The sequence below is a fragment of the Nitrosomonas sp. HPC101 genome (assembly GCF_009833125.1).
Taxonomy (GTDB): Bacteria; Pseudomonadota; Gammaproteobacteria; order Burkholderiales; family Nitrosomonadaceae; genus Nitrosomonas.
Map to the genome: position 1 here is coordinate 241,547 of NZ_QRCC01000010.1, position 26,849 is coordinate 268,395.

The window sequence follows — 26,849 nt, forward strand, 5'->3', positions numbered from 1 at the left end:
CACTGGATAACGGGCTACACACATCCGAAGGCATGTTACGGCAATGCATTGAAATGATTGACGACAATGCGTCCGCCGGAAATTACGAGATCAGGATACTCCAACCGTTTCAATTGTTGCTCAAGGTTACCGCGAATTGCAATCAGATCAGCCGGGGCACCAGGTTGTATTGTCCCCAGCAGAGGGATGCCCAGATACTGACCGGCTTTTGCTGTAGCTGCCCGCAATGCATCCGGCAACTGCATTTTTGCCAGATGCATCAGATACATCAGCTCCTGTGCATCGATCCCCCATGGAATATCGGGGTGAGCAATTTCCGCTCCGTACAGCAATTCACCCCCCAGTTCCGCCCAAACTGTTGTATTGTGCGCGATCCCGCCACATTTTGAGAGCGTATCGAGTGTACTGATGATCGTAACATTCTGTGCTCTGGCTTGTTGCAGCAACGGCTCAGGAATCAGATCACACGGCATGTGCGCCCATTCATCGACTCCGGCATTCAACGCTATCTGTACTCCCGATGACTCCGCCACATGCGCCGACACCTTGCGCTGATGCCGGTGGGCTTCATCGACAATAGCCTTGACAACGGACTCTGACAGCATGGGCCATGCCGGCTGATGATGCGCAGCGGTATGTGCATGATGACGAGAGTCTGCCTGCACGGTATGCGCAACATCATGGTGTGCGTGATCATGATGTGAAGACCAGGGCGCACCTGGTTCCCCGCCAGGTTCAAGCGCAATCTTGATGACCACTGCACCCTCACCAATCAGACGACGTACGGCTTCTCGTGCTTCTGCTTCGCTGGCAACAGGAATCGCCAGATCCTTGGCGCCCATGGTCACGATCGGGTACCCGTGCGGCGCAGTGATGATCTGGCCTGAAGTCAGCACACGCAAGCTGCTATCTCCCCCATAAGGTTGGTGCACAGGACCACCCACATCCCGCACCGTGGTCACCCCATGCCTCAACACGATATCTTCCGGTACTTTCTGGAAGGTCAAGTGTGCGTGTAATTCGATAAACCCTGGTAATAAGGTCGCCTCACCCAGATTGATGTCGATCGATGCGTCACCCGCCTCAAACGAGCCACGGGATGCGATTTTTGCAATTTTCCCGTCTTTCACCAGTACCGACACACCATTGCGCATTTCATTTCCGTCAAAAATCTGCGCAGCGTGCAGCAACAAGGAAGTAGATGCGATTTCCTGTGCATAAACCTGCACAGAAAAAAATATTACGATCGGCATCGCAATCAGTAAACAACGAACATGCTGTATGCAATTAGAAAAAGTATCAGTAAAGTTTGGTGTTTTCATTTTCTGTCTTCATCCGTAAAATCAGTCATTGCTCCGATATGCAGCTATGGCCAGATGAATTCAGCCTCCCGCTACCGCAGGCAGAATCGTCAATACATCGCCATCACGCAAACGGGTCGCCAGACCATCCTGGAAACGGATTTCATTATCATTGACGTAGATATTGATGAAGTGACGAGCATTGCCATTGACAACCAGTTTCTCCTTGATTCCAGGATATTGTTGATCCATCTGATCAATGATTTCAGAAACTTTATTGCCTTCTATATCAATATGTTTCTGCTGATTGGTAAGTGGCCTCAATATAGTTGGCACAATTACCGTGACGGACATAAATGCTATACCTTCCAGATAAATGTTTTTGCAATGAAAAAATTTTCAGAGCAGCGTGATCAGGCTACCATCTGAAATTCCAACTCAGGCTGATATTGCTGGACAATCCGTATCCTTTCTTCAATCGCGATCTGGTCAACAATGCGAAAGCTGCGGATTTCATTCTCATCGAGAGAGCGCGAAGGAATAATGACGTAATGCGCCTGTGGCTCGGCAGCCAGTTCAACATCACTGCGGTTCGGATAGGTTTCACCTGCAGTATGTGAGTGGTAAATAACTATTGGCTCTTCATGGCGTGCGTTCATTTCTTTCCATACCTGCAGCTGCTGTTGAGGATCGAACATAAAAAAATTCTCAGATTGCGCGGCATTCCGCATCGGAATTAAACGCAGAGGCAGGTTGGAATCAGCAGGACCGGCAATAATGCCGCAGGTTTCGATAGGGTGATCGCTCGATGCTTGTGCAATCATGGCACTGATAAGTCTGGTATGAATTGTCAGCATAATTTCTATCTCCGTAAGTTGTTGTTAATCATTACTGCTGTTCCTGTAATCCGACTGACTGCCTGTTGTTGGTAAATCAGCAGCGATTGGTCAGCTTTTCTGATCAAACCAAATGATTTGTTCCGGTTATTCGCATTACCGGCTATCTCTTGACAGACAAAAAGGGACAAAATATATCCTTTGTTTTTATCTCCTGAATTGCATAAAAATTATTCTTTGCAATCAGTTCCCGGGAAATCTAAACCCTAAACCAAAAAAATGAAATTGAAAATGTGACAAATTGTCGCATTGTTATGCACTTTCTCTGCCTTATGATGCGCGCCCTGCAATAACTGCAAGCGCTTTAAGGATTGCATAACAGGGATAAAGACATGAAGGAAACTAAAGTAGATATAAAAATCCGGCCAGAATGGCATGCTTCGGCAATAAGGTGTGCCAGGAAACCGGGAGAAATGTTATTTTCCGATTCTTTCTTGTTGGTCTTAATCCTGAATTAACACGTTAATCCATTTGTTTTTCATGCAAGGTGCGACAATTTGTCGCATTGAGCTCCCTTTCTGCCGGGCTTAATATTGATGATTTGCAATAATCACCAATATTAGTAATTCCAGAGAGAGAGAAATGAGGGAAAACAGGGTTGATCAGGCAGCGTTATGCCAGGCGATGATCGGGGAAATCATTGTCCGTAAACCGCTAGCAGTTGCAGTAGCCGGGGTGCTGACTGCCATTGCATCCAGTGGAATTTACGCACAGAACACGGATGAACCGATACAGCTGGAAACAATTCAGGTGATTGCACCGGAAGTGACCCCGGCGATTACAGTACCGAGCTTGCCGGAAGCAAAACGTGCTATGCGTAATATTCCGGGTGGGGCCAATGTGGTTGACAGCGAAACGTATGCCACCGGACGTGCCTCGACATTGCAGGATGCGCTGGGTTACTCGCCCGGGGTATTTGTTCAGCCGCGTGCCGGTGCGGATGAGTCACGACTGTCGATACGGGGTTCCGGAATTCAACGTACATTTCACTTACGTGGCATCAGGATTCTGCAGGATGGCTCCCGATTGAATCTGGCGGATGGCAGCGCGGATTTTCAGGCAATCGAGCCACTGGCGGCGCGCTATATCGAGGTATTCCGCGGGGGAAATGCACTGCAATATGGCTCGACCACGCTGGGCGGTGCCGTTAATTTTGTTACGCCTACTGGCTACGATGCCGAACGTTTTAGAGCGCGGGGAGAGGCGGGCAGTTTTGGCTATAACCGTCTGATGCTTTCTTCTGGTGGTGTGCACGGCTCGCTGGATTATTTTGCCAGTGTTTCCCGTTACAGTCAGGATGGTTTTCGTGATTGGGCTGCTACTGAAAACTGGCGTATGTTCAGTAACGTAGGTTATCGCTTCAACGCTGATCTGGAAACCCGTTTTTATCTGACGTATGTTAAATCTGATTCGCAGTTGCCGGGGAATCTGAAAAAGGCGGAACTGAGAGACAGCCCCAGGCAGGCAAACGCTATCAGTCTGAGAGATCGGTACAAACGTGACCTTGATCTGATCCGGGTGGCCAATCGCACTACGCTCAAGCTGGGGAACAGCCAGCAACTGGAGTTTTCTGCATTCTACTCGCACAAGGATTTGTGGCACCCAATTTATCAGGTGCTGGCTCAACCGACGCATGATTATGGTCTGGGGTTGCGCTATATGAATGAGATGCCGCTTGCAGGTTACCGTAACCGCTTCGTGCTGGGCTTCGAGCCGAGCTGGGGTACCGTGATGGATAACCGGTTCAGAAATATCAGTGGCAGAGCGGGGGCGCGTACTGCCAAATTTGATCAGAGTGCCAGCAGCTATGCCGTTTACGGGGAGGATCGGTTCTATGTGCTGCCGGAGCTTTCAGTGATAGTAGGCGCCCAGTACACCTATACAACACGTAAACAAAAAGATTTGTTTGGGGCAGGTGCTCAGGATAAAAGCAAAAATTACCAGCGTTTTACACCCAGGGCGGGGCTGATTTATGAGCTGAATCCGGAGATCCAGTTTTTTGGTAATGTCAGTACCAGTTTCGAGCCCCCCAGTTTTGCCGAGTTGACCAGCGGACCGACTCAGGCTCCGACGTTTGCGAAAGCACAGCGTGCCATCACCTTTGAAGTTGGTAGTCGTGGCCGATTGTTTGATATGGCCGAGTGGGATGTAGCATTGTACCGGGCGCATGTACGCAATGAGTTGCTTGCCCGGGTGGATCCTGTTACCAGTTCTCCGTTGGGTACGGTCAATGCCGGTAAAACCGTGCATCAGGGCGTTGAGCTTGGGCTGGATGTCGAGTTGGCAAAAAAGATCTATCTGCGCCAGATGTACATGTTCAATGATTTCAAGTTTGATGGAGACCCGGCGTTTGGCAATAATCAGCTGGCCGGTATTCCGCGGCATTTTTACAAAGCGGAACTGACTTACCGCCATGCTGACGGCTATTACATTGGTCCGAATGTGGAATGGTCACCCGAGAAGTACTACGTAGATCATGCCAATACAGTGCATGCGGACTCCTACGCGTTGCTGGGTTTTAAGATCGGCAAACGCAGCAGAACCGGTTTTTCCTGGTTCGCCGAGGCGCGCAATCTGACGGATGAAAAATACGCAGCCACTACCGGTGTGATTGAAAATGCCAGAGGGATCGATCAGGCGCAGTATCTGCCGGGAGACGGGCGCTCTTTCTTTGCCGGGCTGGAATATCGCACGTGGTAACGTATGTTACTGGCTGGACTGGCCGGTGGCATGCTACAAGCCTGGCTTGTCAACAAGAGCAGCGTCACAGGTAATTGATCTCTGGATCGATGGTTAATCCGGGATGCAATATGAATGGAGAAGCGAGATCCTGATCCGGTTGACGCTTTATTTGATGGAGGAACGATGTTGATAAAATATTTCATTACAATAATTTTTACCGTTGCAATGTCTGCGGCGCTTCCTTTTGCGCAGGCAGCAGAGCACGCACATGATACTCATGCCGCAAAACCCAAGCATGATATGAACAAGATGTGGGCAGAAATGCGTACCCGGGCGGTTGGCATGGCTGTTTCCATGGCGGCGGATGAAAAAGGAGGGCTGTGGCTGGTACGCATGCAGGAGGGTCATATCCGGGTGAGTCATTCGGAAGATGGCGGCAAGCATTTTTCTGAGGGTGTAACGGTCAACCCGCAACCAGAAGCGATTCTTGCGGAAAACCAGAACCGGCCGAAAATTGCAGTACGCAACGGTGTGATCGCCGTAACCTGGGTGCAGGCATTGCCAAAAGTGTTTTCCGGAAATATCCGCTTTGCGCGTTCAGTGGATGGCGGAAAAACCTTTTCAGCACCGGTGACAATTAATGATGATCATGAAGAAACCAGTCATGGCTTCAGCACATTAACGCTGGATGATAATGGCCATATAACAGTCGTCTGGTTTGATGGACGTGTGCGTGATGCGGCGGTTAAATCCGGACAGGAATACAATGGCAGCACAGTTTATTATGCGGTGTCGGAAGATGGGGGAGCAAGCTTTTCGGCCAATCGTAAACTGGCGGACCACGCTTGTGAATGTTGCAGAATCAGTATGACATTGGGTGTGAATGACACCCCGTTCGTTTTCTGGCGTCATATTTTTGATGGCGGCATGCGTGACTTTGCACTGGCGCGGCTGGATGCCCAGCCCAGGGTGGTTCGGGCAAGTGAGGATGGCTGGGAAATCAATGCCTGTCCACATCATGGTGGAGATATTGCAGCAGATGCCACAGGCAGCATTCATCTGGCATGGTTTACCGGCAATCCGCAACATCCCGGATTATTTTATCGACGGATTGATGGTGAAAAAATGACGACGACCCCCCCGCATGCATTTGGTGATCTTGATTTTCAGCCGGGTCATCCCGCTGTGTTTGCGCATGACAAACAAGTGTTTCTGGCCTGGCGCGAATTTGATGGCAACAATTACCGAATGATGACCTCCGTTTCGGCTGATCGGGGAGATACCTGGTCAGAAGCGCGTATCGTGGCAACTACCAGTGGTGCGGCGGATTTGCCTGTATTTGTAACAGATGCACGCGAACCGGTTATCGTGTGGAATAGTGCACAAGAAGGGATACGCCTTTTTGATGCAGGGGGAGATTTATGATGCATCGTTTACTGTTTGTATTGCTGCTGATGGTGGCAGGTATTGCTTCGGCTGCAGACAATTTGCGCCCCTTTGTATCCGGCAGCATGGCACAAATCCAGGAAGAATATGCCGGCAAGCCTTTTGTGATGTTTCTCTGGTCGCTGTCCTGTACTTATTGTCCAACTGAGCTGGAAATGCTCGGCAAATTCAAACAACAACACCCGGAGCTGAATCTGGTGCTGATTGCAACCGATACGCCAGAGGATAAGCCGGAGGTTGTCTCCCATCTTGCCGGTTATGGATTGAGTGAAATCAGGAGCAGCTGGGTATTTGCCGAGGATATGCCCGAACGCCTGCGTTTCGAGATCGATCGCCGCTGGTATGGTGAAGTACCACGCACCTATTTCTATGATCAAACGCATGAGCGCCTGGTCAGAACCGGTCTGGTTGGCGAGGCATTTGTCAAGGAATGGCTGGCACTTGTCAGCCAGGCACCATCGGGAGACAAGTAATTCGTAATATATTATCCATTGCCTTTTCGCAGGCTACTTCTGAAAATCCGGTTGTGCGGAATCAGTGCAAACGGGATGGATCAGACGAGCAGGCAATGATGTTTGAAAATACCCCATAACCGATCTGCAGCAGTTTTCATTCTTTCTGGCCGGGTGGCTTGCTCTTTGGGGCGCATGCTTGTAATCTTTTTGATCGGGCTCAATCCTGTCCCGGCTGCGGGCAGGGAGTGTCTGCCCTGAAATCCGATCATGCGGGAGGTATCTTGAGCAATCCATTCATCGTAAGAAAGGCTGCAGTACTGGGAGCGGGTGTCATGGGTGCGCAGATTGCGGCACATCTGATCAACGCGAACATCGAAACGTTACTGTTTGAATTATCAGCTGAATCGGGTAATCCCGATGCCAATGTGCTGAAGGCGATCGGGAAACTGAAGAAGCAGGAGCCTGCTCCCTTGTCGGTGATTGGCCGGGCAAACTTTATTGAGCCTGCCAATTATGAGCAGCATCTGGAAAAACTGGGTGATTGTGATCTTGTGATCGAGGCAATTGCCGAGCAGCTGGAGCTGAAATCCGAGCTGTACGAGAAAATCGCACCCTATCTGAATAATCAGGCCATTCTGGTCAGCAATACTTCCGGCCTTCCCATCAATCAGCTGGCGACAGCTGTCCCCGAGGCCTTGCGATCACGCTTCTGCGGCGTTCATTTCTTTAATCCGCCCCGTTATATGTATCTGGTAGAGCTGATTCCGAGTGAATACAGCGACCAGAGTGCGCTGGATATGCTGGAGAGTTTCCTGGTAACCAGTTTAGGTAAAGGCGTTGTTCGTGCCAAGGATACGCCCAACTTTCTTGCCAATCGGGTGGGTGTTTTCTCCATGTTGGCAGCCATGCACCATGCCCGCCAGTTTGGCCTGGAATTTGATCTGGTAGACAAACTGACTGGCACCTTGATCGGACGACCGAAAAGTGCAACGTTTCGCACTGCCGATCTGGTCGGGTTGGATGTGCTGATGCATGTTGTACAAACCATGCGGTACGGCCTGGAGAAAGATCCCTGGCATCTTTATTATGCTCTTCCGGATTGGCTGCAGAGGTTGGTGGATCAGGGTGCGCTTGGGCAAAAGAGTAGCAAGGGTATTTATCAGAAACAGGGTAAGGATATCCATGTGCTGCACCCGGATACGGATACTTATCAGTTGGCGCAGAGCGAGGTTGATGGTGAAGTCGAAGCACTGCTGAAACAGAAGGATCCTGTGGCACGGTTTGCAGCACTGCACGATCATCCTCATCCACAGGCGCAGTTTCTGTGGGCGATTCATCGTGATCTGTTTCATTATTGTGCTGTTCATCTGGAATCAATCGCTCATAATGCGCGCGACCTTGACCTGGCGATACGATGGGGATTTGGCTGGCAACGGGGGCCGTTCGAGCTCTGGCAGGCAGCGGGATGGAATACGGTGACCGATTGGATAGAAGCGGATAGTGCTGCGGGTAAAGCCATGGCTAAAACGCCGTTACCAGCCTGGGTTCGAGCAGTCGGGCAGGGCGCTGTTCCGGGAGTACATTCACCGAAAGGTTCCTATGCGCCGGTAACGGACAGTTTGCAGCCGCGTTCACAGTTGCCGGTGTATCGGCGTCAGCCGTTTCCGGACAGGCTGGTGGGCGAGGAAGTTGTTTATGGTGAAACGATTCTTGAAACGGATGCATTGCGCATGTGGCATACCGGGGATCGGATTGCGATTGTCAGCTTTAAAACCAAAAAACATACGATTGATAATCTGGTTTTGCAGGGGATGCAGCAGGTAATTGCCGAAGCCGAGCGTCATTTTCATGCGCTGGTGATCTGGCAGACTGAACCGCCGTTTTCGTTGGGTGCCAATCTGCAAAAAGCAACTGAAAAACCAAAAGTGGAAGCACCGCAAACCCCTCCGGCACCTCCTTCCACATTTGACCAGTTCGTCCGGAAATTCAAAAAATCTGCACAATCTACTATTTTGCAGGCAGCGCGCAGTCTGGATATGGCTGACAGGTTGATGGCTGGAAAACTGGCTGAAGTGGAAATGATGATTGCCCATTTTCAGCAGATCTCGCAGCAGCTTCGCTACAGCATAATACCGACTGTTGCCGCAGTCGATAATATGGCACTGGGTGGCGGATGTGAATTTGTCATGCACTGTGATCGTGCGGTGGCTACGATGGAGACCTATATCGGCCTGGTTGAGGCGGGAGTGGGGTTGTTACCGGCCGGAGGAGGGTGTAAGGAATTTGCTTTGCGTGCCGCACGTAACGCAGTCGATGGCGATCCTTTCCTGTATCTGAAACATTATTTCCAGACGGTGGCAATGGCACAATTAGCAAAAAGCGCAGAGCATGCGAAGGCGTTGTACTACCTGAAACCCGCTGATGTGATTGTCATGAATCGTCTTGAGTTGTTGCATGTCGCCAAGGCTCAGGCGCTTGCACTGGCTGAGGCAGGGTATCGACCACCTCTGCGTCCGCGTGAGATTGTGGTAGCGGGTGCAACCGGCGCAGCCACCATCAAGAGTAATATGGTCAATCTGCTGGAAGGTGGATTTATTTCTGAGCATGATTATCTGATCGGCAGCAAAATTGCGCATGTCATGTGTGGCGGCGATATCGTTGCCGGCAGCCGGGTAGACGAGGAATGGTTACTGAAACTGGAGCGGGCGGCTTTCATTGAATTGCTGGCAACCGAGAAGACCCAGGATCGTATTGCGCATACACTGAAAACCGGCAAGCCGCTACGGAACTGAGCAGGGTGATTCGACATTGCAGGAGATGAATGCGATGCAACACAAATTCAAGGATAGAAGGAGGAGCGCATGACCAGACAGGTGCAGGATGCTTATATCGTAGCTGCTACACGTTCGCCGGTAGGTAAGGCGCCACGCGGTATGTTCAAGGATGTGCGGCCGGATGATTTGCTGGTGCATGTACTGCGGTCAGCATTGAAACAGTGTGAAGGGCTTGATCCGGCAGCCGTCGAGGATGTGATCGTTGGTTGCGCCATGCCGGAAGCGGAGCAAGGGATCAATGTCGCACGTGTGGCATTGCTGCTGGCCGGTCTGCCGGTCAGCGTGCCGGGGGTGACGATCAACCGATTTTGTGCTTCCGGTCTGCAGGCCGTTGCCATGGCGGCCGACCGGATCCGGCTGGGAGAAGCGGATGTAATGATCGCCGGCGGGACTGAAAGCATGAGTATGGTGCCGATGATGGGGAACAAGGTCGCGATGAATCCGGCGCTGTTCAAACAAGGCAGTGAACAGGTGGCGATTGCCTACGGCATGGGAATTACGGCGGAAAAAGTGGCGGAGCAGTGGAAAATCAGCCGGGAGGAACAGGATGTATTTGCTCTGGAGAGTCATCACCGGGCGCTGCGTGCTATTGAGCAGGGAGAGTTCAGAGACGAAATTTCGCCTTATCCTGTTCAGGAAAACCGGCCAGATCTGAATACGCATGAAATCCACAATGCGTCTGTTGTCCGGGATACTGACGAAGGCCCCCGGGCAGATACCAGCCCGGAAGCACTTGCCCGGTTACGCCCGGTGTTTGCCGCCCGGGGATCCGTAACTGCTGGTAACAGCTCACAGATGTCGGACGGAGCAGGTGCTGTGGTGGTGGCAAGCGAAGCAGCATTGCAACGTTTCAATCTGACACCGATCGGTCGATTTGTTGGCTATACGGTGGCGGGTGTGCCTCCGGAAATCATGGGGATAGGCCCTGTCAGGGCAATTCCCAAAGTGCTGCAACAGACTGGAGTCCGACAGGATGAACTCGACTGGATCGAACTGAACGAGGCATTTGCTGCGCAAAGCCTGGCGGTAATCAATGATCTCGGACTGGATCGAGCGAAGGTTAATCCGCTGGGGGGCGCAATTGCTCTGGGACATCCGCTGGGCGCAACCGGCGCTATTCGGGTAGCAACATTGCTGAGCGGTTTACGACGTCATTCACTCAAATACGGTATGGTGACCATGTGCGTTGGCGGTGGAATGGGCGCTGCTGGTGTATTTGAAGCACTGTAATATACTTCTTTTAAACCGGGCGTTCGCCCGGTTATTCCATTTCTAGATTAAGGCTGACTTTGTCGGTCTCACCTTGCCGTATTATTTAGCCTGTCTGCGGCTCGCCTTCGTGTCATTCTTGAATTTGTAAATAGAATTATTCGTCAGTTATCAGATTGATGCTGTAACTTGCCCATGAACACCAGTTCACCCTTGACAGAATAACTGGCTCTCCCCTGATGCTCCCACCATTCATTTTCGCCGGAAACATAACGTGCGCCTGATGCGGAAACCGCAAGATTGAGCATCTCTGTTCTGCCATCCGGGAAGGTAAGCATTACCGTATCATCATCCCGGTAAACTGCCTGTATTGCCTGCCCGGAATCTGAAACAAAAGCCACTGAACTGATAACTGAAACCTTGGGGTTGGGTGTTGATAGCGGTGTGCAAGATGTAATTGTGGCAAAAAGAAAACCAAGGAAAAGTAGGGTGAACGTGGGTTTCATGGTGATCGTATATAAAGAAAATCAGATCCCTTGTCAGAGGGAGTATTGGTACGCTGGTTATAACATAAATGTAACGGCTTGGATTTAGAACTGAACCCACCCGCATTCAGCACGATTTTCGGCCAGAAATAACTGTGACTAACAGAACAAGGTTTGAGATCGGCAAGTCTGTAGCCAGTATGCGATCTCGTAATGCTGCCGTACGAACAGGATCCGGTTTCAACTCCGATCGCCCCTCATTGCGCATTTCGCTGGGGAAACAGAGTCACATCATACTCGATCAGTTGTATGGTTACCGCATGACTTCACAACGCAAAATTCATCTTCAATTGTTCAGAGCGTTTATTGCAGTAGTGCAATGTAAAAACAGATATCTTGCAACTCTTCAATGTAATGACAGATTAACTCATTGATCCGTATGACTAAAAATCACTTTATCAATGACGATATTCTATTTTTTATACTAAATATAAAAACTACTAAATAGTTCAGTTTAAATGCCGTTGTTCCCGCTCCGACCGGAAGTGGAATACATTCCCGGGTTTTCCGGATCTGAAGGGAGTTATTTTTTGGTGTAACCCTGTTGACGCGGTTGATACGGAATTAATCACGGACATGCGGCAGTCTGGTAATATGCCACGTGGATAATTTGAGTGATTAGTGCCGGTCATTCGAGTGTTCATCTATTTAAATAAATAGTTTAACTGTAGAGGTCATTAAATGAATTTGAAGAAAAAATGGTTCAGGGATGTTTCATTGGCGGCAGCATGCGTGTTCTCATTATCCTCCAGCGCGATTCTTGCTGAAGACAATCACCCGGCAGCATTACCGACGTATCAGTATCCTGATGTTTATAACAGCTATCTACAGCCGGTAGCAACTGCAATAGACTATCACTCCGGGATGGTTTATCTGTTCAATTATGTGAATGACAAGCTGATTATCGTTGATCCGACGGATCTCGCTGGCTGGCCCGGGACTGTTCCCTTACAACACACGCTTGTGTTTCCGGAAGGGGATAAGATTTTTATTACATCTGATAATACAGCAGAACATTCCGCCTACATTATCATTCTGAAGGTGAATAATATTGACTGGGATGCAGGAGCAGCCTCACTTGCTGTAGAAGCAGTAATTGCAGCGGATAGCCCTGGAACTCCCACAGAATTTCCGTTTGTTGAACCGGTCAACAACGTTCAGGCAATTCCCAACTGGCTGGTGGGCAGAGGGACAACTCAGATACATGGCCCCACACTGTTACCCTATTCAGATTTTATTTATCTGACTGAGCTCACTTCAGACAGGGTGCGTGTTGTCAACCATAAAACAAATGAATTCGTAAGCGGGGTGGATCCTATTGTTATCCCCGGTTATACGGAACAAACACATGGTATTAACTTCAATAAATCCGGAACCATTGGTCTTGGAACCGGATATTTTTTTGATAACAGTGTTATCGATGTTTACAAACCCAACAGAGAAACGGGTGAGCTGCAAACGATAGGCCAGATCAAGCTGGGTAATGAAAAGCACCATGCAGCGTTTACTCATTTTGTATACTGGCTGGATGAGCGTTATGCTCTGACTGCTTCCATGCAGTTTGATAAAACCTCACTTACACCTGCTACTACCAGTCAGATTATCCCGCCTAGTATATGGTTGCTTGATACACTTGAGGGAACAGCGGTAAGGATTCTTAAAAATACTAACAATTCTAATGGAAATGGGGTTTTTCGTTCCCCTTCTGACATAGCGGTAGTTAACGGTAAACTTTATATTGCGGAAGAAGATTCGCTTGATTATACGTTTGCCAATGATGGATATATTTCTGTATTTGATCTGACTGATCGTTATAAACCGCGGTTTTTGAAAAGACTTAAGCCTGGCCGGGAATTGCCTACCGGGTATGCAGTGGCACACACAATCAGTCCCACTCCGGATCATCGTTATCTGATTGTGGCAAGCTGGGTTTCAGGTTATGTACTTAAAATCGATACAGAGACAGATACTGTCGTCAGAGTCTGGGGACCAAATGATGGCCTGATCAAACCACATGGTATCCATACCGCCGGCGGTCTTCGCTAATCATCAGTGCAGCAGTTCTGACCTGTCTTCTTCTGTCTGGGATTTATCAGACAAAAGAAGACAGGTCAGCTAACAATATGCAGTACACGAAACAGTTCAGGATGATTCATGAAAGAAGCAGACAATACAAGATTAGGTATGTTTCAACGCCATTGTTTTTCATTCGTTATTATCGTACTCCTTGCTGTTGTACAAGCCGATATCAGAGCGGCGACCATTACACTGTCCCGTCCGGTGGCATTACAGGCTGAAACAGTTGCTCACTTGGAGCAGGTAAATACAATCAGTGCCAGCCAATGGAAACTGGTTGTTTTTGGTTTTACTCATTGCAAAGATATCTGCCCAATGTCACTCGCCAATTTATCCATGCTGATTAAAACGGCAACTGCTGAGCAGATCGATATCAGTGGGATTTTCGTCACGATCGACCCGGACAGAGATACAGCATCGATTTTATCCGACTATACGAAAAGCTTTGGTGCCGGTATTACTTACTTGCGTTTTGAAGGAGAAGAGCTCGAGCGTTTCAAGAATGCCTTCGAAGTGGAGGTTATCTTCTATACAAAAAATGCAGGCAATCAGACCAATTATCAGGTTGATCACAGTACCACCGCTTTCCTGATTGATCCGGCAGGAAGAATCAGGGTGATTTTCGATGCCCTGAAGGATGCGCCCGATGTAGCCAGAATCTTTCGCGACAACAGGGAGTTATTCAAATCATGAATAGAATTTTGGTATCAGTGGTACTGTTAATGGCGACGGGATTTGTATTCGGCATGAAAATAGATCCGGATCCCCGGGTGGTCGTCTCTTTTATGGATAAATCCATCTCACCCGAGCTGGATATTTTGCGTGTGACAGCAGATATTTCGCCGGATAACAGTCATCTTGTATTCCAGGTTAAAACGCGGGGAGAACGCGCCCAGGGAGACAACAGTGATTATCTGCTTCTTCATATCATGCACGGAAAAGCTTATGTGCTTCTCTTGCCCGTCAATAAGGATCAAGACAGCCCGATGCTGGTATATGAGCGCTTACCTCAAACCGGAAATAATGATGAATCTCCAGTCCTTGGCAAATTCAGGAAAAATGCACACCTGACGGATTTTGATACTGCGCCGGTTTTTCGGGGAGGGGAGTTCAGCGTGTCTCTCGACTGGATCGATTTCAATACACACTTCAGATTTGATGCTTACACCGTTCAGGCCCGGGTAAAAGGAGATACATTGGAAATTCAGAAAATATATGATCAGGCCAGAAAGGGAAAGGTGCACCGTAATGAGAAGCCGCTTTCTGCTATTGCATTGCTCAATAAGATCTGTACTCCGAGAAGTAATGATCAGAGACTCTGATTAAGCAGGGAAGCAGTCCATTCTGAACAACTCCTAACCTATTGATTTGGTGAATTAAATCTCACGTTTTTCTGACCCGGATTTACCGGAAATGAGAGAGTAACGCCTTGATTCCTTGCAAATATTCGTGAGTTTTTGATGGATCCGAAAGGCAAGCGTTCCGTGCATACTCCTTCGCGCCCTGGTAAATAGCGCTCAAGCAATGCCCATACCTTATCCGAAATATCATGTCTGTGATGTGATTGTGTCATATGAAATCCTTTTGTTTTTTAAAAGAGCCTCATGTTTTTGATCTCATGACTACACTATCTAACAGTACGGGATCAGGACATCAGTTTCGGGAAGCGGATGATTCGCTATTTTCAGGCAGAGCTTTTTATAAAGCGCGCTATATCGAAGTGCTGACCTATGTGCATGGGTTGAGCATTACGGAATGTAAGCAGGGATAACCAAAAAAGCTGATACCAGCATCGACTTGGTAGTCATCACTAAAGAAGACGGTTCCACACCATCCAGTACAAGAATTATCTGTGGGTATTGTATTCAAAAGCCAGATTTTGACAGCTTCTTTACTGTCTCTGGCAAAGCCTGTTTCTGTTATCAATCATTAAAATCTGGATTAAAGATTGTGGAAGCAGAACCACAACATTAACCATAGTGTTCAAGCCGATGGAAATCGCATAGGAAAAATGATTCCGATTAAGAGGCTGCAAGCTCCTGGCGGATGTCATCTTCGGCGTTAAGTTCGCCAATGGCGTGAAATAACAAAATGGAGATCATAAACAGGTAACCGCTTGGTTCTCTGTACATCAGATTTGACTATGTTCTGGACGTAGATGGGTTGTGATGAATGGAACAAGACAATACTTATCGGTTTATTTGAGTGAACCTTTGCTGATGGACTTTTGCAAGTTGTCCATTTCAGGAAAGATTACACATGCCTATAAAGGTTATATGCGCTGACAAACATGAAATATTTCGTCAAGGCTTGGCGGCTCTTCTGAATAACACGAAAGAAATCACCCTCATAGCCCAGACCGGCAATGGCCGGAAGGCATGGGAGCTGACCAAAAGGCTCAAGCCTGATATTGCCATAGTAGATATTCACATGCCAGAGATGAATGGCATCGAAGTCAGCCGCAAGATCTGTTTTTCAGATCTTGCAACCCAAGTAATCCTGCTGACTGCTCTGGAAGATCCGATCGTTGCTATTGATGCTCAAGAAGCGGGTGTTTTCGGTTACGTTCTCAAAAACAACTCTTTCGAGGATTTACTAACCGCTCTGCATACCGTGGTCGCCGGTGGTACTTTTTTATCTGCCACTATCCGTGCCAAACTCCGTGAGCGTCAACGGCTGGGCATAGCGACCGTGGGTCTTTCACCCAGGGAGCGAGAGGTGGTTCGGCTGATCGCCTTGGGGAAGAGTGGCAAGGAGATTGCTCGCATCATCGAGATTAGTCCACGGACGGTAGATACTTACCGCAACCGGTTAATGGATAAGCTGCAAGCACATAACGTGGTTGACGTGGTGCGTTATGCAATTCGTGCGGGGATGGTGGAATGAGACGCGGAGGTGCGGTCATGCCTGTAGGCTGTTTTACGGACACGTTTGTAGGGCGACTACTCGACATCGCGATAACTTGGTACCAGATAGTATTTGGCTCAAGGCATGTCGATATGAACATGAGTGGCGTGCCGATAGGGATCGAAGGATAAATCTTTCGATTGAATTAAGAAAACATTTCATATTTGAGGTAATTATCATGAGTAAGCTGCATATATACAGTAAAGTGAAGGAAGAGTGGAGCAACAAAACAGCCGATGGAGACGGAACTCTCAATAATCAGAACGTATTTGATGTAAATATCACTTGGGGTTCAGTTAGCAATGGGAAAACCTACCAGATCAGACAAGGGCAACAATCAGTTGGTGATTTTTACACTTGCAGAGCTGGGGCAAGTACGGGCGGGACTGCGTCTTTCGAGAAGGCACGCAATTTAGCCGTTAACACCTCGACGGAACTGGTAGCAACACCCTATGCTATTTCGGTAAACATGAATGAAGAAACAGTCCGCGGCTTGGAAAAAGGCGGTTTTTTCCTGTATGCCTTTAAAGGAGTCCAGAGTACACAGAAAGGTGGTGCCCCAACAGTGTGGTTTAAAACAGAGACCTTTTCAGCTTCGACAGAAATCACTTGGACCGAACAGTATCAGGCTTATTCTTCTACTAGCGAACTGGTGCCCAATGGCCAGATCAAGGCGAGTGCTGCCTATGATGTGATGCTGGGGCAGACGTTCAACATTACGAGCGATAAAGGGATCGGCGAGGTGGTACAGGATGGCACCAGCGGGGCTATATCTATTCTAAACCAAACACAGACCCAGTTCACCAGCGGCATATCGCAGAAGGTAGAAGGTAAGGACTCTCCATTGTGCGCGTTTCCCCAGTATGGCAACAATCTCAACATCATGGCTCCCATCCAGAAAGTATTGCTGATGTTTGCCACAAATACGCTCAATACCGGGACCGTGATTTACAAAGCTTACAGCCCTGGTGGCCTGTTCGACTTGACTGGTGAGACCTCGCGTGAAGTGTCGTATGACATTAACAAGGGATGGAGCTGGGGCGGAAGCACCTGGGGGCAGATAATCCCAGCTAATGCCGACCTTGTGCCACTGTTGATTGAGTCTAGCGCGGCGCTAGAAAAACGAGCCTTGGCTGCTCTTGCGGCGTGGTAGTCTGAGACCGATTTTTCAGCCCGCTCATGGTAACGGAGACCGATCATATCTCTCCGTTGCCATGAGCGGGGTTTTGCATTTCGTTGAGGTTTACAATCCTAACCATGACCGAAGCTGTTATCGTCACAATGGAACAAGACACCGTTTTAGCGCTTCAAAACGGAGGTTATCGCTTGTATGGGTTTCGGGCAACCCGTACCGAAAACCAGGCAGTACTGCCAGTGCTGTGGCTGGCAACAACGGCATACTCGACACGGACGATGGTCGCCCTGGAAGACGGTTACCATGTCTATACCTCGAATTCAGATCTTGGGCCAGGGCAGCGGATTTTTATGGGATTCACGGCATCCGTTGATTTGGGACAGTGCCTGATAGTGGATCAAGCCGGTATCGGCCAGGTGGTGCAGGGGCGGATCGGTTTCATGTCTGTTGACAATACAGGCTCTGCTACTTTCGTGGCAGGTCTTGCGCAGAGAGCCGTATTGAATGAAGGTACACAAACTGACGATCCGACGTCTTTCTTCGCGGAACCACTCTATGGCAAGCAGACCAATTTTTTTCAACCGACCTCCAAGATTCTTCTGGTCTTGTCCACTGAGGTGCTTACGCCTGGCACGGCGATTGATGCGCTGCCTTTGCTGCCCAAAGGGGAGGTGGCGGTACATGGAATGGCACAAACAAGCGGCATATTTATTGACGTTACTGCTACACGTATGGTGAATTTTGATATCAATCGGGGCTGGAGCTGGGGCGAGGCCAACTGGGCACGACTGGTCAATGTGAGTACCGATCTGATCGACACGTTAATTGAATAATACGAAAACGAAAGTTGAACTCCGTTCCGCTTTTGTATGGTTGCAGAAGACTCGTCCCTTTCTAGCGTGGAGACGATTTGGGCTTAACATTAAAAAGCCATTTCTGCTATCTGTTCCGATAGCGACGTGGGCAAGAAGTATGGACAGGAACGACGGCTGCATCGTACTGTCATCAGCGATTGCAATATCCAGCCATTACCAACGCTACGGCTTTGCGCAAGCAGGTCGCTGTTTATCTCATTCATCAACAGGCAGAAGCACAACTCCTGCCTGTCTTTGATTTGATCATGGTTCCGTGGAAACATCCAGAGCTGCCCGGATGGCATCATCTGCCGTTTCCATAAAAATAAACTGCATGGCTGTGCGCGTTGCTTCGGGAACATCGTGCAGATCCTTCTGGTTACGGGCAGGTAGCAGTACGACCTGAATTCCGGCACGTTGTGCTGCCAGTATTTTTTCCTTGATCCCGCCGACCGGCAGAACCAGGCCGCGCAGACTGATTTCTCCTGTCATCGCTACATCATGTCGTACCGGTTGATTGGTAAACAGCGAAGCCAGCGCGGTAAACATTGCTACCCCGGCACTTGGTCCATCTTTAGGGATGGCTCCGGCGGGTACATGCAGATGCACGTCGATACCGTCGAACATTGAGGCCGGAATGTTCAAATCGCTGGCGCGCGATTTGACCAGCGTGAGGGCTGCCTGGGCACTTTCCTTCATCACATCACCGAGCTGCCCGGTCAGGATCAGGCGGCCGCTGCCATTTACGCGTGTTGCCTCGATAAATAGGATGTCGCCACCCACCGGTGTCCACGCCAGGCCGGTTGCAACCCCGGGCAGGCCCGTGTGCAGCGCGAGTTCATGTTCATATTTTCCAGGTCCCAGGATATCTGCCAGATTGTTTGCATTGATTTGCACCGGTTGTTGTTCGCCTTGTGCGACTTTCAAGGCAGCATGGCGCATGATCCGGCCAATTTCACGTTCGAGTTGGCGTACTCCTGCTTCACGTGTGTAGTCGGAAATAATACTTTGCAAGGCTTCGGGCAACAATATGCACTGATCCGGTTGCAGACCGTTGGCCTCGCTTTGCCGCTGCACCAGATAGCGCTGTGCGATCTGCAATTTTTCTTCCGGGGTATAGCCCGGCAGATCAATAATTTCCATACGATCGCGCACCGGTGGCACAACCTGATCGATCACATTGGCTGTGGCGATAAACACCACCCGGCTCAAATCAAACGGGACACCCAGATAGTTATCGCGGAACGTTGCGTTCTGTTCCGGATCAAGAATTTCCAGTAATGCTGCCGATGGATCTCCATGTGCACTGGCGGTCATCTTATCGATTTCGTCCAGCATCATCACGCAGTTGCGTGCACCGGCCTTGCGCAGATTCTGCACAATATTGCCCGGAAGGGCGCCCACATAGGTGCGACGATGGCCACGCATTTCCGCTTCGTCATGTACGCCACCCAGCGATACCCGGACAAACGGGCGCTGTAGTGCGCGTGCAATACTTTGTCCGAGCGATGTTTTTCCCACACCAGGCGGGCCAACAAAGCACAGAATCGGTGCACGACCTTGCGGCTTCAGTTTCTGCACGGCAAGAAATTCAATGATGCGCTGCTTGATTCGCTCCAATCCAAAGTGATCCGCTTCCAGAATTGAACGTGCAGCATCCAGGTCGATCGGTATTTCTTCCGGTAACCGCCATGGCAATTCTGTCATCCATTCCAGGTAAGTGTGCAGCATGGAAAATTCGCTGGATGCAGCAGGCATCCGCTGTAATCGCTGCAATTCCTTGCGGGTTTGCTGCTCGATATCTTCCGGCATGCCGGCAGCAGCAATGGCTTCATCCAGTTCGATAATTTCCTGTTCATTTTCACCGTCTTCACCCAGTTCTTTCTGGATGGCTTTCAATTGCTCACGTAACAAAAATTTGCGTTCACGATCTTCCATCTGCTCCTTGGTACGCTCGCCGATTTCCTGGGAAAGTCGCAGGACTTCGATGCGCCGTGCCAGGATTTGCAATACCTTATGCAAACGTTCTTCAATATCGATTGTTTCCAGCAGCGCTTGTTTTTCGGCTACTTCGGTATCGAGCAGGCTGGCAGTGATATCGGCCAGATCAGCCGGTGCGCGTGTTGCCTGCAGAGCATGTGCCAGTTCGGCGGGTACGCCGGGCAGCAGTGACAGCACTTCCATTGCCCGCTCACGCAGTTGCAACGTGAGTGCTTCTACTTGCGTGGTGTCTGGTGTGAGTTCCGGGATACGTTCTATCCGTGCAGCAATGAAAGGATAGCCTTCAACCAGTTCTTTGATCCGGAAGCGTTCAACGCCCAGGCAGATTGCATGATGTGTACCTCCTTCGGATATGATGTGGCGTACTACGTTGGCAATGGTACCTACCTCGCAAAGCGCATCCAGTCCGGGTTCTTCAATTGCAGGATCTTTCTGCAGCACAATGCCAACGGGCGTCTTTGATTGCAGAACATGCTGAATCGACGCAATTGACCGTGCCCGACCCACCGTGACGGGCATAACGACATGTGGAAACAGTACAACATTGCGCATCGGCACCAGAGCGATGACGTCGGCGGGCAGTTCAAGCGGAGTTGCGGTGTGTTCCATGGTACTTCCTCTCAGGAATTGTGGACTGATCTCAATATTGAGCGCTTCAGCGAAATTTCAAGAGAGCGTATAGGAAGCAAGCAGTATCAGATCATTATCTGCGGTGTTGATGCCGGTTTGTACTGACTCATCGCTGATAAAAACCGGTCAGGAGCGATGTCGCTCTTCTTTCTTTTGCTCCCAGCGGATCAATTTTGTGAGATCAAGCATTTCTTCCGATAGTATTTCCATAACATCGTCTGTTGTGATGATCCCGACCAGCTCGCCAGTATCATTGACAATTGGCAGACGGCGGATAGTTTTGCGGCGCATGAAGTTGATTGCATCGTGTATGGCAGTATTTTCTTTTACGGCAAACAGTTCCTGCGCCATGATATCGCCGACGGTAATTGCTTCTTTATCCAGTCCGGTGGCCAGAACTTCCACTACCAGATCGCGATCGGTGATGACCCCGACCGGTACTACGCGGTTATTCTGTGTTTCAGTTACGACAAGCGCACCAACATGATGCTGACGCATCAGTCTGGCTGCCTCCCGCACGGACTCGTTGCGTTGAATGACTTTGACTTCCCGGTTGCAAATTTCACTGACAGTCATGGCAGCCTCCTGTATATGTTTTAAGAATGGACTGACAGGCATCATGAATTGCGCTACCCGTTGCATGCGCTGGATAGATGTCTGTGGTTACGATCAGAAAACTGTTATTTTGTTCATCTGTAGTCATAATACATTGTAGTGGGGGTGGTGTTTTTTTTTGTTTTCCAGAAACTGGAGAGATGCTCCTCCCGGCATTAAGGACACATCATGTATCACATCGCATTGAAAATGCTGACGGGGGATCGGGGCAAATATCTTGGCATTATTATGGGGCTGACTTTTGCCTCACTGATCATGACGCAGCAGCCTGCTATTTTTATCGGTCTGATGACCCGTACCTACAGTTTCATAACAGACGTGAGCCTGCCGGATATCTGGGTGATGGATTCCAAGGTGCAATTTGTTGATGACATCAAACCCTTGCAGGATACCGAGCTCTACCGGGTGCGGGGCGTGTCCGGAGTGGAATGGGCAACACCGATGTACAAGGGCTTATTGAGAGTGCGTTTGGCGAATGGCACGTTCCAGAGCTGTTTTGTTGTCGGGCTGGATGATGCTACGCTCATCGGCGGACCGCCTGTCATGCTGGAAGGCAGCATCGAGGATTTGCGTCGCAGTGATGGTGTTATTGTCGATATTGATGGCGCACGGGACAAACTTGCAAGGCCTTCGCGTGAGCCGGATGGGAAGTCGGTGCCCATCAAAGTGGGTGACAGTCTGGAAGTGAATGATCACAGGGCGATTGTTGTTGGCATCGCGAAAGTCTCCCGTACGTTCCAGGCGCAGCCCATTATCTATACAACCTATTCGAGGGCAAAAAGTTATGCGCCACGGGAGCGCAAGCTGCTTTCCTTTATTCTGGTCAAGGCAAAACCGGGGCAGGATTTGTCTGTGCTGACCCGTCGCATACGTGAATCTACCGGCCTGGCTGCCTACACCCGCAAGGAATTTATGGATCTGACTTATGACTATTTCATGAAAAACACAGGTATTCCAATTAATTTCGGGATTTCGGTGCTGCTGGGGTTCATGGTGGGCGCTGCGATTGCCGGCCAGACTTTTTACAACTTCACGCTGGATAATCTGCGCCAGTTTGGTGTATTGAAAGCCATGGGAACCAGCAACCGGGTTTTGCTGCAAATGATTCTGCTTCAGGCGGTGCTGGTGGGAGCCGTCGGTTACGGGCTGGGTGTGGGCTCGACCGCGCTGTTTGGCTATTTCATGAGTGACACCATCCTTGCGTTTAAATTTACCTGGCAGTTGCTGGTTTTCAGTGGAGTGGGCATCAGTCTTATCTGCGTATTTGCTGCAATCATCAGCATACTCAAGGTGATTCGTCTGGAACCTGCTGTTGTTTTCAAGAATTGATGGGTGCCGATGTGCTGGCAGTACGCTGCCGGAATGTCGTTAAAATCTACGGTACCGGTGGCCAGAAAGTGACCGCGCTTGGCGGTATTGATCTGGATATTGCAACCGGTGAACTCATGATGCTGGTAGGTCCGTCCGGATGTGGAAAAACCACCCTGATCTCAGTTATCGCCGGTATTCTTGATCAGGATGAAGGAAGCTGCGAGGTATTTGGTAAAGATCTGGCTGCCATGTCGGATCAGGAAAAGCTAAAGTTCAGAGCCAGCCACATTGGTTTTGTTTTTCAGGCGTTTAATTTGCTGCCGTCGCTTACAGTGGCTGAAAATGTGTCGGTGCCGCTACTCATCAATGGTGTCAGGCGTGCCGAGGCTGAGCGTAGAGCAGAACATATCCTGGAACAGGTCGGTCTCGGTGATCGCACCACTTTCCTGCCCTCCCAGCTATCCGGGGGACAGCAACAGCGCGTGGCAATTGCCCGGGCACTGATTCACGATCCCGGGCTGATTGTTTGCGATGAACCGACCAGTGCGCTGGATCATGAAACCGGACAAACAGTCATGCAATTGCTGAAGCGTACCGTGCTGCAAAAAAACCGGGCATTGGTTATTGTTACGCATGATGCCCGGATTTTCGATTTTGCCGACCGTACTGCCGAGATGGATGACGGTCGTATCCTGAGAATAGAAAAATCTTCAGTAACCAATTGAATATATGTTATTTTTATGTAATCAGAGCTTCTTCTGGAATCCGGCCATGCGGGATGAAATGTATAAGCTGCATGGGGTGAATGGCGGATCATATCAGAGGGCTGGGCGGGGGGGTGAGCACCGCACGACGCTGCGATTCGCCAGGAAAATCGGTTTCTGGAAGCATCCATAAAAAATCATCATGCAAATCAGACATACCCTGCCCATATTGGCAATCAGCGGATTTCTGTTCGCATCCTATACGATCGTCAGCAGCAATCAGCCGCTTCCGATAGCGCCTGTCGCGGCTGAGCCGGCTGCTTCGCCTTACAAATCATTTATTGCGGGAGCAGGTATTGTCGAGGCAAAAAGCCGGAATATTTCTATTGGTACCGCGTTATCCGGGCTTGTTACCCGGGTTGCAGTTGAAGTGGGAGATCAGGTTGAGGCAGGGACGCCCCTTTTTTATCTGGATGATCGTGAAGCGCGTGCGGAACTCGCCGTCAAAAAGGCGGATCTCGCCAGAGTCAGAGCCGGCCTGATAGAGGCCAGAGCCATGCTCAGGGACAGCAAATCGCTGAGTGATCTGGTTGAATCTCTTGCCGATCAGCGCGCTGTCAGCAGCGAGGAAGTACTCAGGCGGCATAATACTCTGCGCATCAGTAAAACCCGGCTGAACAGCGCGGAAACTGCTATACAACAAGCGGAGGCTCAACTGGCCAGCACGCAGACCACGCTAGATCTGCTGATTGTTCGAGCACCGGTGAGCGGCCAGATTCTGCAAGTCAATATTCGTCCAGGCGAATTCGCCCAGGCGGGCTTTCTGACCACTCCGCTGATGCTGATGGGTAATCTGGATCAATTGCATGTACGGGTGGATATTGACGAAAACGATGCCTGGCGTTTTGATCGGCACAGCAGAGCCGTGGCCTACCTGCGGGGAAACCGGGATTTCAGTGTTGAACTAACACCAGCGTATGTAGAGCCTTACGTCATTCCCAAGCAATCCCTCACTGGCGACAGCACCGAGCAGGTTGATACACGCGTATTGCAGGCACTTTACAGTTTTGATCGCAAGCAATTGCCTGTCTACGTAGGGCAGCAGATGGATGTATTTATTGAAGTGCGTAACCAGCCGGACAACAGTGATGATGCTGCTATCTGATTTTCAGCGTTATCTTCTGGCGTTGCCCCGGTATAATTTCCTGTCAAACCGCTTTCCCGGATACAGATGAATTCAACTGAAAATATGGATAAAAATACCACCATGCGTTTACCGCATGTATTGCTGATTATTCTGGCCACAATCGTATTGACCGTAGCTGGAACTTACTGGGTGCTCACAAGGTATATTTTTGTTTCGTCCTTTGAACCGGTTGAGTTGAGTCAACGGGAGGAGAAGACATTGCAGCAGAAGCTGCAATCAATTGGTTTGGATTTCCCGTTTGCTTCACCCCAAACAAAGCAGCAGGTAAGCCAGAACAATAAATATCAAGCTGAGATCGGCAAGGATGGTTTCCTGAAACCGGAGAGGTATTCCGAACAGGGCGCAAAGCGTGAAATCAGTTTCACTGAGCGGGAAGTGAATGCATTGCTGGCCAAAAATACCGATCTCGCACAAAAACTGGCGATTGATTTTGACGACAATCTCGTCAGTGCAAAACTGCTGTTGCCACTGGAGGAAGATTTTCCAGTGCTGGGCGGCAAAACGCTACGGCTGAACGCCGGCCTCGGCATGGCTTATCGCAACGATAGGCCCGTCATCATCCTCAAGGGTGTCAGTATCATGGGCGTTCCCATTCCCAATGCCTGGCTGGGCGGGTTGAAGAATATTGACCTGGTCAGTGAATTTGGTATGGACCCCGGGTTCTGGCAATCTTTCGCTGAAGGCGTTGAACACATTCAGGTGACTGACGGCAAAATTGATATCCGCTTGAAAGAGTAATTTCCGCATATGCCTCCGGATACGGCAGGCATGGCCGGATCAGATTTTACATATGGCCCATTCCTTTGATGTGATCATCATCGGTGCAGGTGCGGCCGGGTTGATGTGTGCCATCGAGGCGGGCAAGCGTGGGCGCAAGGTGTGGCTGATCGACCATAGCACCAAAATAGCCGAGAAAATCCGCATTTCCGGCGGCGGGCGCTGCAATTTCACCAATCTGCATACTCAACCCCAGTGTTACCTCTCGCAAAATCCGCATTTCTGCAAATCGGCACTCAGGCGCTATACCCCGCTGGATTTCATTGCGCTGGTGCGCAGACACGGCATCGCTTTTCATGAAAAAAAGCTGGGGCAGCTGTTTTGTGATGATTCCGCCAAACAGATCATCGCTATGCTGCTGACAGAAGCGCAGGATGCAGGCGTAAAACTGGCAAACCCGGTGCAGGTGCATGCCATCGAAACCATTGCAGGCGGTTATCAGCTCAACACCAGCCAAGGCGAACAGACTTGCGCTTCGTTGGTGATCGCGACGGGTGGGCTTTCGATTCCCAAGATCGGCGCGACCCCTTTCGGCTATCAGGTGGCCAAACAATTCGGATTGAATATCATCCCGCCGCGCCCGGCGCTGGTGCCGCTGGTATTCGATGGCGCGTTGCGGGAGCGCTGTCAGGCGTTGAGCGGGCTATCAGTCGAGGCGGAAGTGCGTTTCGGCAAACAGGGCTTTGCCGAAGGCTTGCTGTTTACCCACCGGGGACTGAGCGGCCCCTCCATTTTGCAAATCTCGTCGTATTGGGAAGAGGGCGAACCGATTGTGATCAATCTAGCGCCGGGTACGGATGTGCTCGCATTCCTGAAAGCGCAAAAACAAAGCCAGCCCAAACTGCATATCAGCAACGCACTGGCGGAAATCCTGCCCAGACGGCTGGCTCAAACTGTTTGCGATGAACACAACGACAGTGGGCCATTGGCCAATTTATCCGATGCCCGGCTCGTAGTGCTGGCCAGTGCGGTCAACGCCTGGCAGATTAAACCGGTTGGTTCCGAAGGGTATCGAACCGCAGAAGTAACGCGTGGCGGCGTGGATACCCGTGAACTCTCCTCGCAGACTATGGCAGCAAACAAACAACCCGGTCTGTTCTTTATCGGCGAAGTAGTCGATGTCACCGGCCACCTCGGCGGCTTCAACTTCCAGTGGGCCTGGTCCTCAGGGTACGTGGCTGGACAGTATGTGTAGGAGTGTTAGTCAAGAGATAAAGAAATCTCGGTACCTTTATCCGCTTCTTCAAAATAGGATTTGAGATAG

25 protein-coding genes are annotated in these 26,849 nt (G+C 50.0%); 18 read left to right on the plus strand and 7 right to left on the minus strand.

Annotation, left to right across the window (positions count from 1 at the left end):
• Nucleotides 1-35: 35 nt before the first annotated feature.
• The 3 genes from ABO04_RS08100 to ABO04_RS08110 all read right to left on the minus strand — a co-directional run bounded on the left by ABO04_RS08100 (nt 36) and on the right by ABO04_RS08110 (nt 2,158).
• Complete coding sequence (locus ABO04_RS08100; RefSeq protein ID WP_240141482.1) at nt 36-1,253, minus strand: amidohydrolase family protein; 1,218 nt, start codon at nt 1,251-1,253, stop codon at nt 36-38.
• 129 nt (nt 1,254-1,382) lie between these two features.
• Nucleotides 1,383-1,655 (minus strand): MoaD family protein, encoded by a 273-nt coding sequence (locus ABO04_RS08105; protein ID WP_160810164.1) that lies wholly within the window; start codon nt 1,653-1,655, stop codon nt 1,383-1,385.
• Between the two features lie 59 nt (nt 1,656-1,714).
• Nucleotides 1,715-2,158, minus strand: coding sequence for a M67 family metallopeptidase (locus tag ABO04_RS08110; RefSeq protein ID WP_160810165.1), 444 nt, complete (start codon nt 2,156-2,158; stop codon nt 1,715-1,717).
• Between the two features lie 621 nt (nt 2,159-2,779).
• Between ABO04_RS08110 and ABO04_RS08115 the strand changes: the two genes are divergently transcribed.
• The 3 genes from ABO04_RS08115 (at nt 2,780) to ABO04_RS08125 (ending at nt 6,798) form a co-directional block, all read left to right on the plus strand.
• Nucleotides 2,780-4,897, plus strand: a complete 2,118-nt coding sequence (locus ABO04_RS08115; RefSeq protein ID WP_160810166.1) for a TonB-dependent receptor — start codon at nt 2,780-2,782, stop codon at nt 4,895-4,897.
• A 114-nt stretch (nt 4,898-5,011) separates the two neighbouring features.
• Complete coding sequence (locus tag ABO04_RS08120; protein ID WP_240141483.1) at nt 5,012-6,304, plus strand: sialidase family protein; 1,293 nt, start codon at nt 5,012-5,014, stop codon at nt 6,302-6,304.
• Nucleotides 6,301-6,798 (plus strand): redoxin domain-containing protein, encoded by a 498-nt coding sequence (locus ABO04_RS08125; RefSeq protein WP_240141484.1) that lies wholly within the window; start codon nt 6,301-6,303, stop codon nt 6,796-6,798. Before ABO04_RS08120 ends, ABO04_RS08125 begins: the two co-directional genes overlap by 4 nt.
• A gap of 80 nt (nt 6,799-6,878) precedes the next feature.
• Here the strand turns inward: ABO04_RS08125 and ABO04_RS08130 are convergent, their stop codons facing one another.
• Nucleotides 6,879-7,049, minus strand: coding sequence for a hypothetical protein (locus ABO04_RS08130; protein WP_160810167.1), 171 nt, complete (start codon nt 7,047-7,049; stop codon nt 6,879-6,881).
• Between the two features lie 12 nt (nt 7,050-7,061).
• On the opposite strand from ABO04_RS08130, the gene ABO04_RS08135 reads away from it, so the two are divergent.
• Both ABO04_RS08135 and ABO04_RS08140 read left to right on the plus strand, forming a co-directional pair.
• A complete protein-coding gene (locus tag ABO04_RS08135) occupies nt 7,062-9,572 on the plus strand; it encodes a 3-hydroxyacyl-CoA dehydrogenase/enoyl-CoA hydratase family protein (protein ID WP_160810168.1) in 2,511 nt (836 codons plus the stop codon).
• Between the two features lie 69 nt (nt 9,573-9,641).
• The gene (locus ABO04_RS08140; RefSeq protein ID WP_160810169.1) at nt 9,642-10,844 is read left to right on the plus strand and encodes an acetyl-CoA C-acyltransferase; all 1,203 of its coding nucleotides are present in this window, start codon (nt 9,642-9,644) and stop codon (nt 10,842-10,844) included.
• A gap of 143 nt (nt 10,845-10,987) precedes the next feature.
• Here the strand turns inward: ABO04_RS08140 and ABO04_RS08145 are convergent, their stop codons facing one another.
• Nucleotides 10,988-11,329 carry an MliC family protein gene (locus tag ABO04_RS08145; protein ID WP_160810170.1) on the minus strand — a complete coding sequence of 114 codons (342 nt, stop codon included), beginning with the start codon at nt 11,327-11,329 and terminating at the stop codon, nt 10,988-10,990.
• A gap of 720 nt (nt 11,330-12,049) precedes the next feature.
• Here ABO04_RS08145 and ABO04_RS08150 point away from each other — a divergent pair.
• The 8 genes from ABO04_RS08150 (at nt 12,050) to ABO04_RS08185 (ending at nt 18,319) form a co-directional block, all read left to right on the plus strand.
• Complete coding sequence (locus tag ABO04_RS08150; RefSeq protein ID WP_160810171.1) at nt 12,050-13,414, plus strand: hypothetical protein; 1,365 nt, start codon at nt 12,050-12,052, stop codon at nt 13,412-13,414.
• A 108-nt stretch (nt 13,415-13,522) separates the two neighbouring features.
• Nucleotides 13,523-14,137, plus strand: coding sequence for an SCO family protein (locus tag ABO04_RS08155; protein WP_160810172.1), 615 nt, complete (start codon nt 13,523-13,525; stop codon nt 14,135-14,137).
• Nucleotides 14,134-14,766, plus strand: a complete 633-nt coding sequence (locus ABO04_RS08160; RefSeq protein ID WP_160810173.1) for a DUF1292 domain-containing protein — start codon at nt 14,134-14,136, stop codon at nt 14,764-14,766. The genes ABO04_RS08155 and ABO04_RS08160 overlap by 4 nt, the downstream gene beginning before the upstream one ends.
• Nucleotides 14,767-15,062: 296 nt before the next feature.
• Entirely contained in the window at nt 15,063-15,215 is a 153-nt protein-coding gene (locus tag ABO04_RS08165; protein WP_160810174.1) for a hypothetical protein, read from the plus strand.
• Nucleotides 15,216-15,703: 488 nt separating this feature from the next.
• Complete coding sequence (locus tag ABO04_RS08170; RefSeq protein WP_160810175.1) at nt 15,704-16,330, plus strand: response regulator transcription factor; 627 nt, start codon at nt 15,704-15,706, stop codon at nt 16,328-16,330.
• Entirely contained in the window at nt 16,327-16,482 is a 156-nt protein-coding gene (locus tag ABO04_RS08175) for a hypothetical protein (RefSeq protein WP_160810176.1), read from the plus strand. The genes ABO04_RS08170 and ABO04_RS08175 overlap by 4 nt, the downstream gene beginning before the upstream one ends.
• Nucleotides 16,483-16,529: 47 nt before the next feature.
• On the plus strand, nt 16,530-17,504 hold the full coding sequence (locus ABO04_RS08180; RefSeq protein ID WP_205012767.1) for a hypothetical protein: 975 nt from the start codon (nt 16,530-16,532) through the stop codon (nt 17,502-17,504).
• 104 nt (nt 17,505-17,608) lie between these two features.
• Nucleotides 17,609-18,319 carry a hypothetical protein gene (locus ABO04_RS08185; RefSeq protein ID WP_160810177.1) on the plus strand — a complete coding sequence of 237 codons (711 nt, stop codon included), beginning with the start codon at nt 17,609-17,611 and terminating at the stop codon, nt 18,317-18,319.
• Nucleotides 18,320-18,604: 285 nt separating this feature from the next.
• Here the strand turns inward: ABO04_RS08185 and lon are convergent, their stop codons facing one another.
• The gene (gene lon / locus ABO04_RS08190; RefSeq protein ID WP_160810178.1) at nt 18,605-20,950 is read right to left on the minus strand and encodes an endopeptidase La; all 2,346 of its coding nucleotides are present in this window, start codon (nt 20,948-20,950) and stop codon (nt 18,605-18,607) included.
• A 147-nt stretch (nt 20,951-21,097) separates the two neighbouring features.
• On the minus strand, nt 21,098-21,547 hold the full coding sequence (locus ABO04_RS08195) for a CBS domain-containing protein (RefSeq protein ID WP_160810179.1): 450 nt from the start codon (nt 21,545-21,547) through the stop codon (nt 21,098-21,100).
• A 207-nt stretch (nt 21,548-21,754) separates the two neighbouring features.
• On the opposite strand from ABO04_RS08195, the gene ABO04_RS08200 reads away from it, so the two are divergent.
• From ABO04_RS08200 to ABO04_RS08220, 5 genes are all read left to right on the plus strand, one after another.
• On the plus strand, nt 21,755-22,915 hold the full coding sequence (locus tag ABO04_RS08200; protein ID WP_160810180.1) for an ABC transporter permease: 1,161 nt from the start codon (nt 21,755-21,757) through the stop codon (nt 22,913-22,915).
• Complete coding sequence (locus ABO04_RS08205) at nt 22,915-23,622, plus strand: ABC transporter ATP-binding protein (RefSeq protein ID WP_160810181.1); 708 nt, start codon at nt 22,915-22,917, stop codon at nt 23,620-23,622. Before ABO04_RS08200 ends, ABO04_RS08205 begins: the two co-directional genes overlap by 1 nt.
• Before the next feature lie 181 nt (nt 23,623-23,803).
• On the plus strand, nt 23,804-24,766 hold the full coding sequence (locus ABO04_RS08210; protein ID WP_160810182.1) for an HlyD family efflux transporter periplasmic adaptor subunit: 963 nt from the start codon (nt 23,804-23,806) through the stop codon (nt 24,764-24,766).
• 66 nt (nt 24,767-24,832) lie between these two features.
• The gene (locus ABO04_RS08215) at nt 24,833-25,546 is read left to right on the plus strand and encodes an arginine N-succinyltransferase (protein WP_160810183.1); all 714 of its coding nucleotides are present in this window, start codon (nt 24,833-24,835) and stop codon (nt 25,544-25,546) included.
• Between the two features lie 52 nt (nt 25,547-25,598).
• Nucleotides 25,599-26,780: an NAD(P)/FAD-dependent oxidoreductase gene (locus ABO04_RS08220; RefSeq protein ID WP_160810184.1), complete on the plus strand. Its 1,182-nt coding sequence runs from the start codon at nt 25,599-25,601 to the stop codon at nt 26,778-26,780.
• Nucleotides 26,781-26,849: the final 69 nt, after the last annotated feature.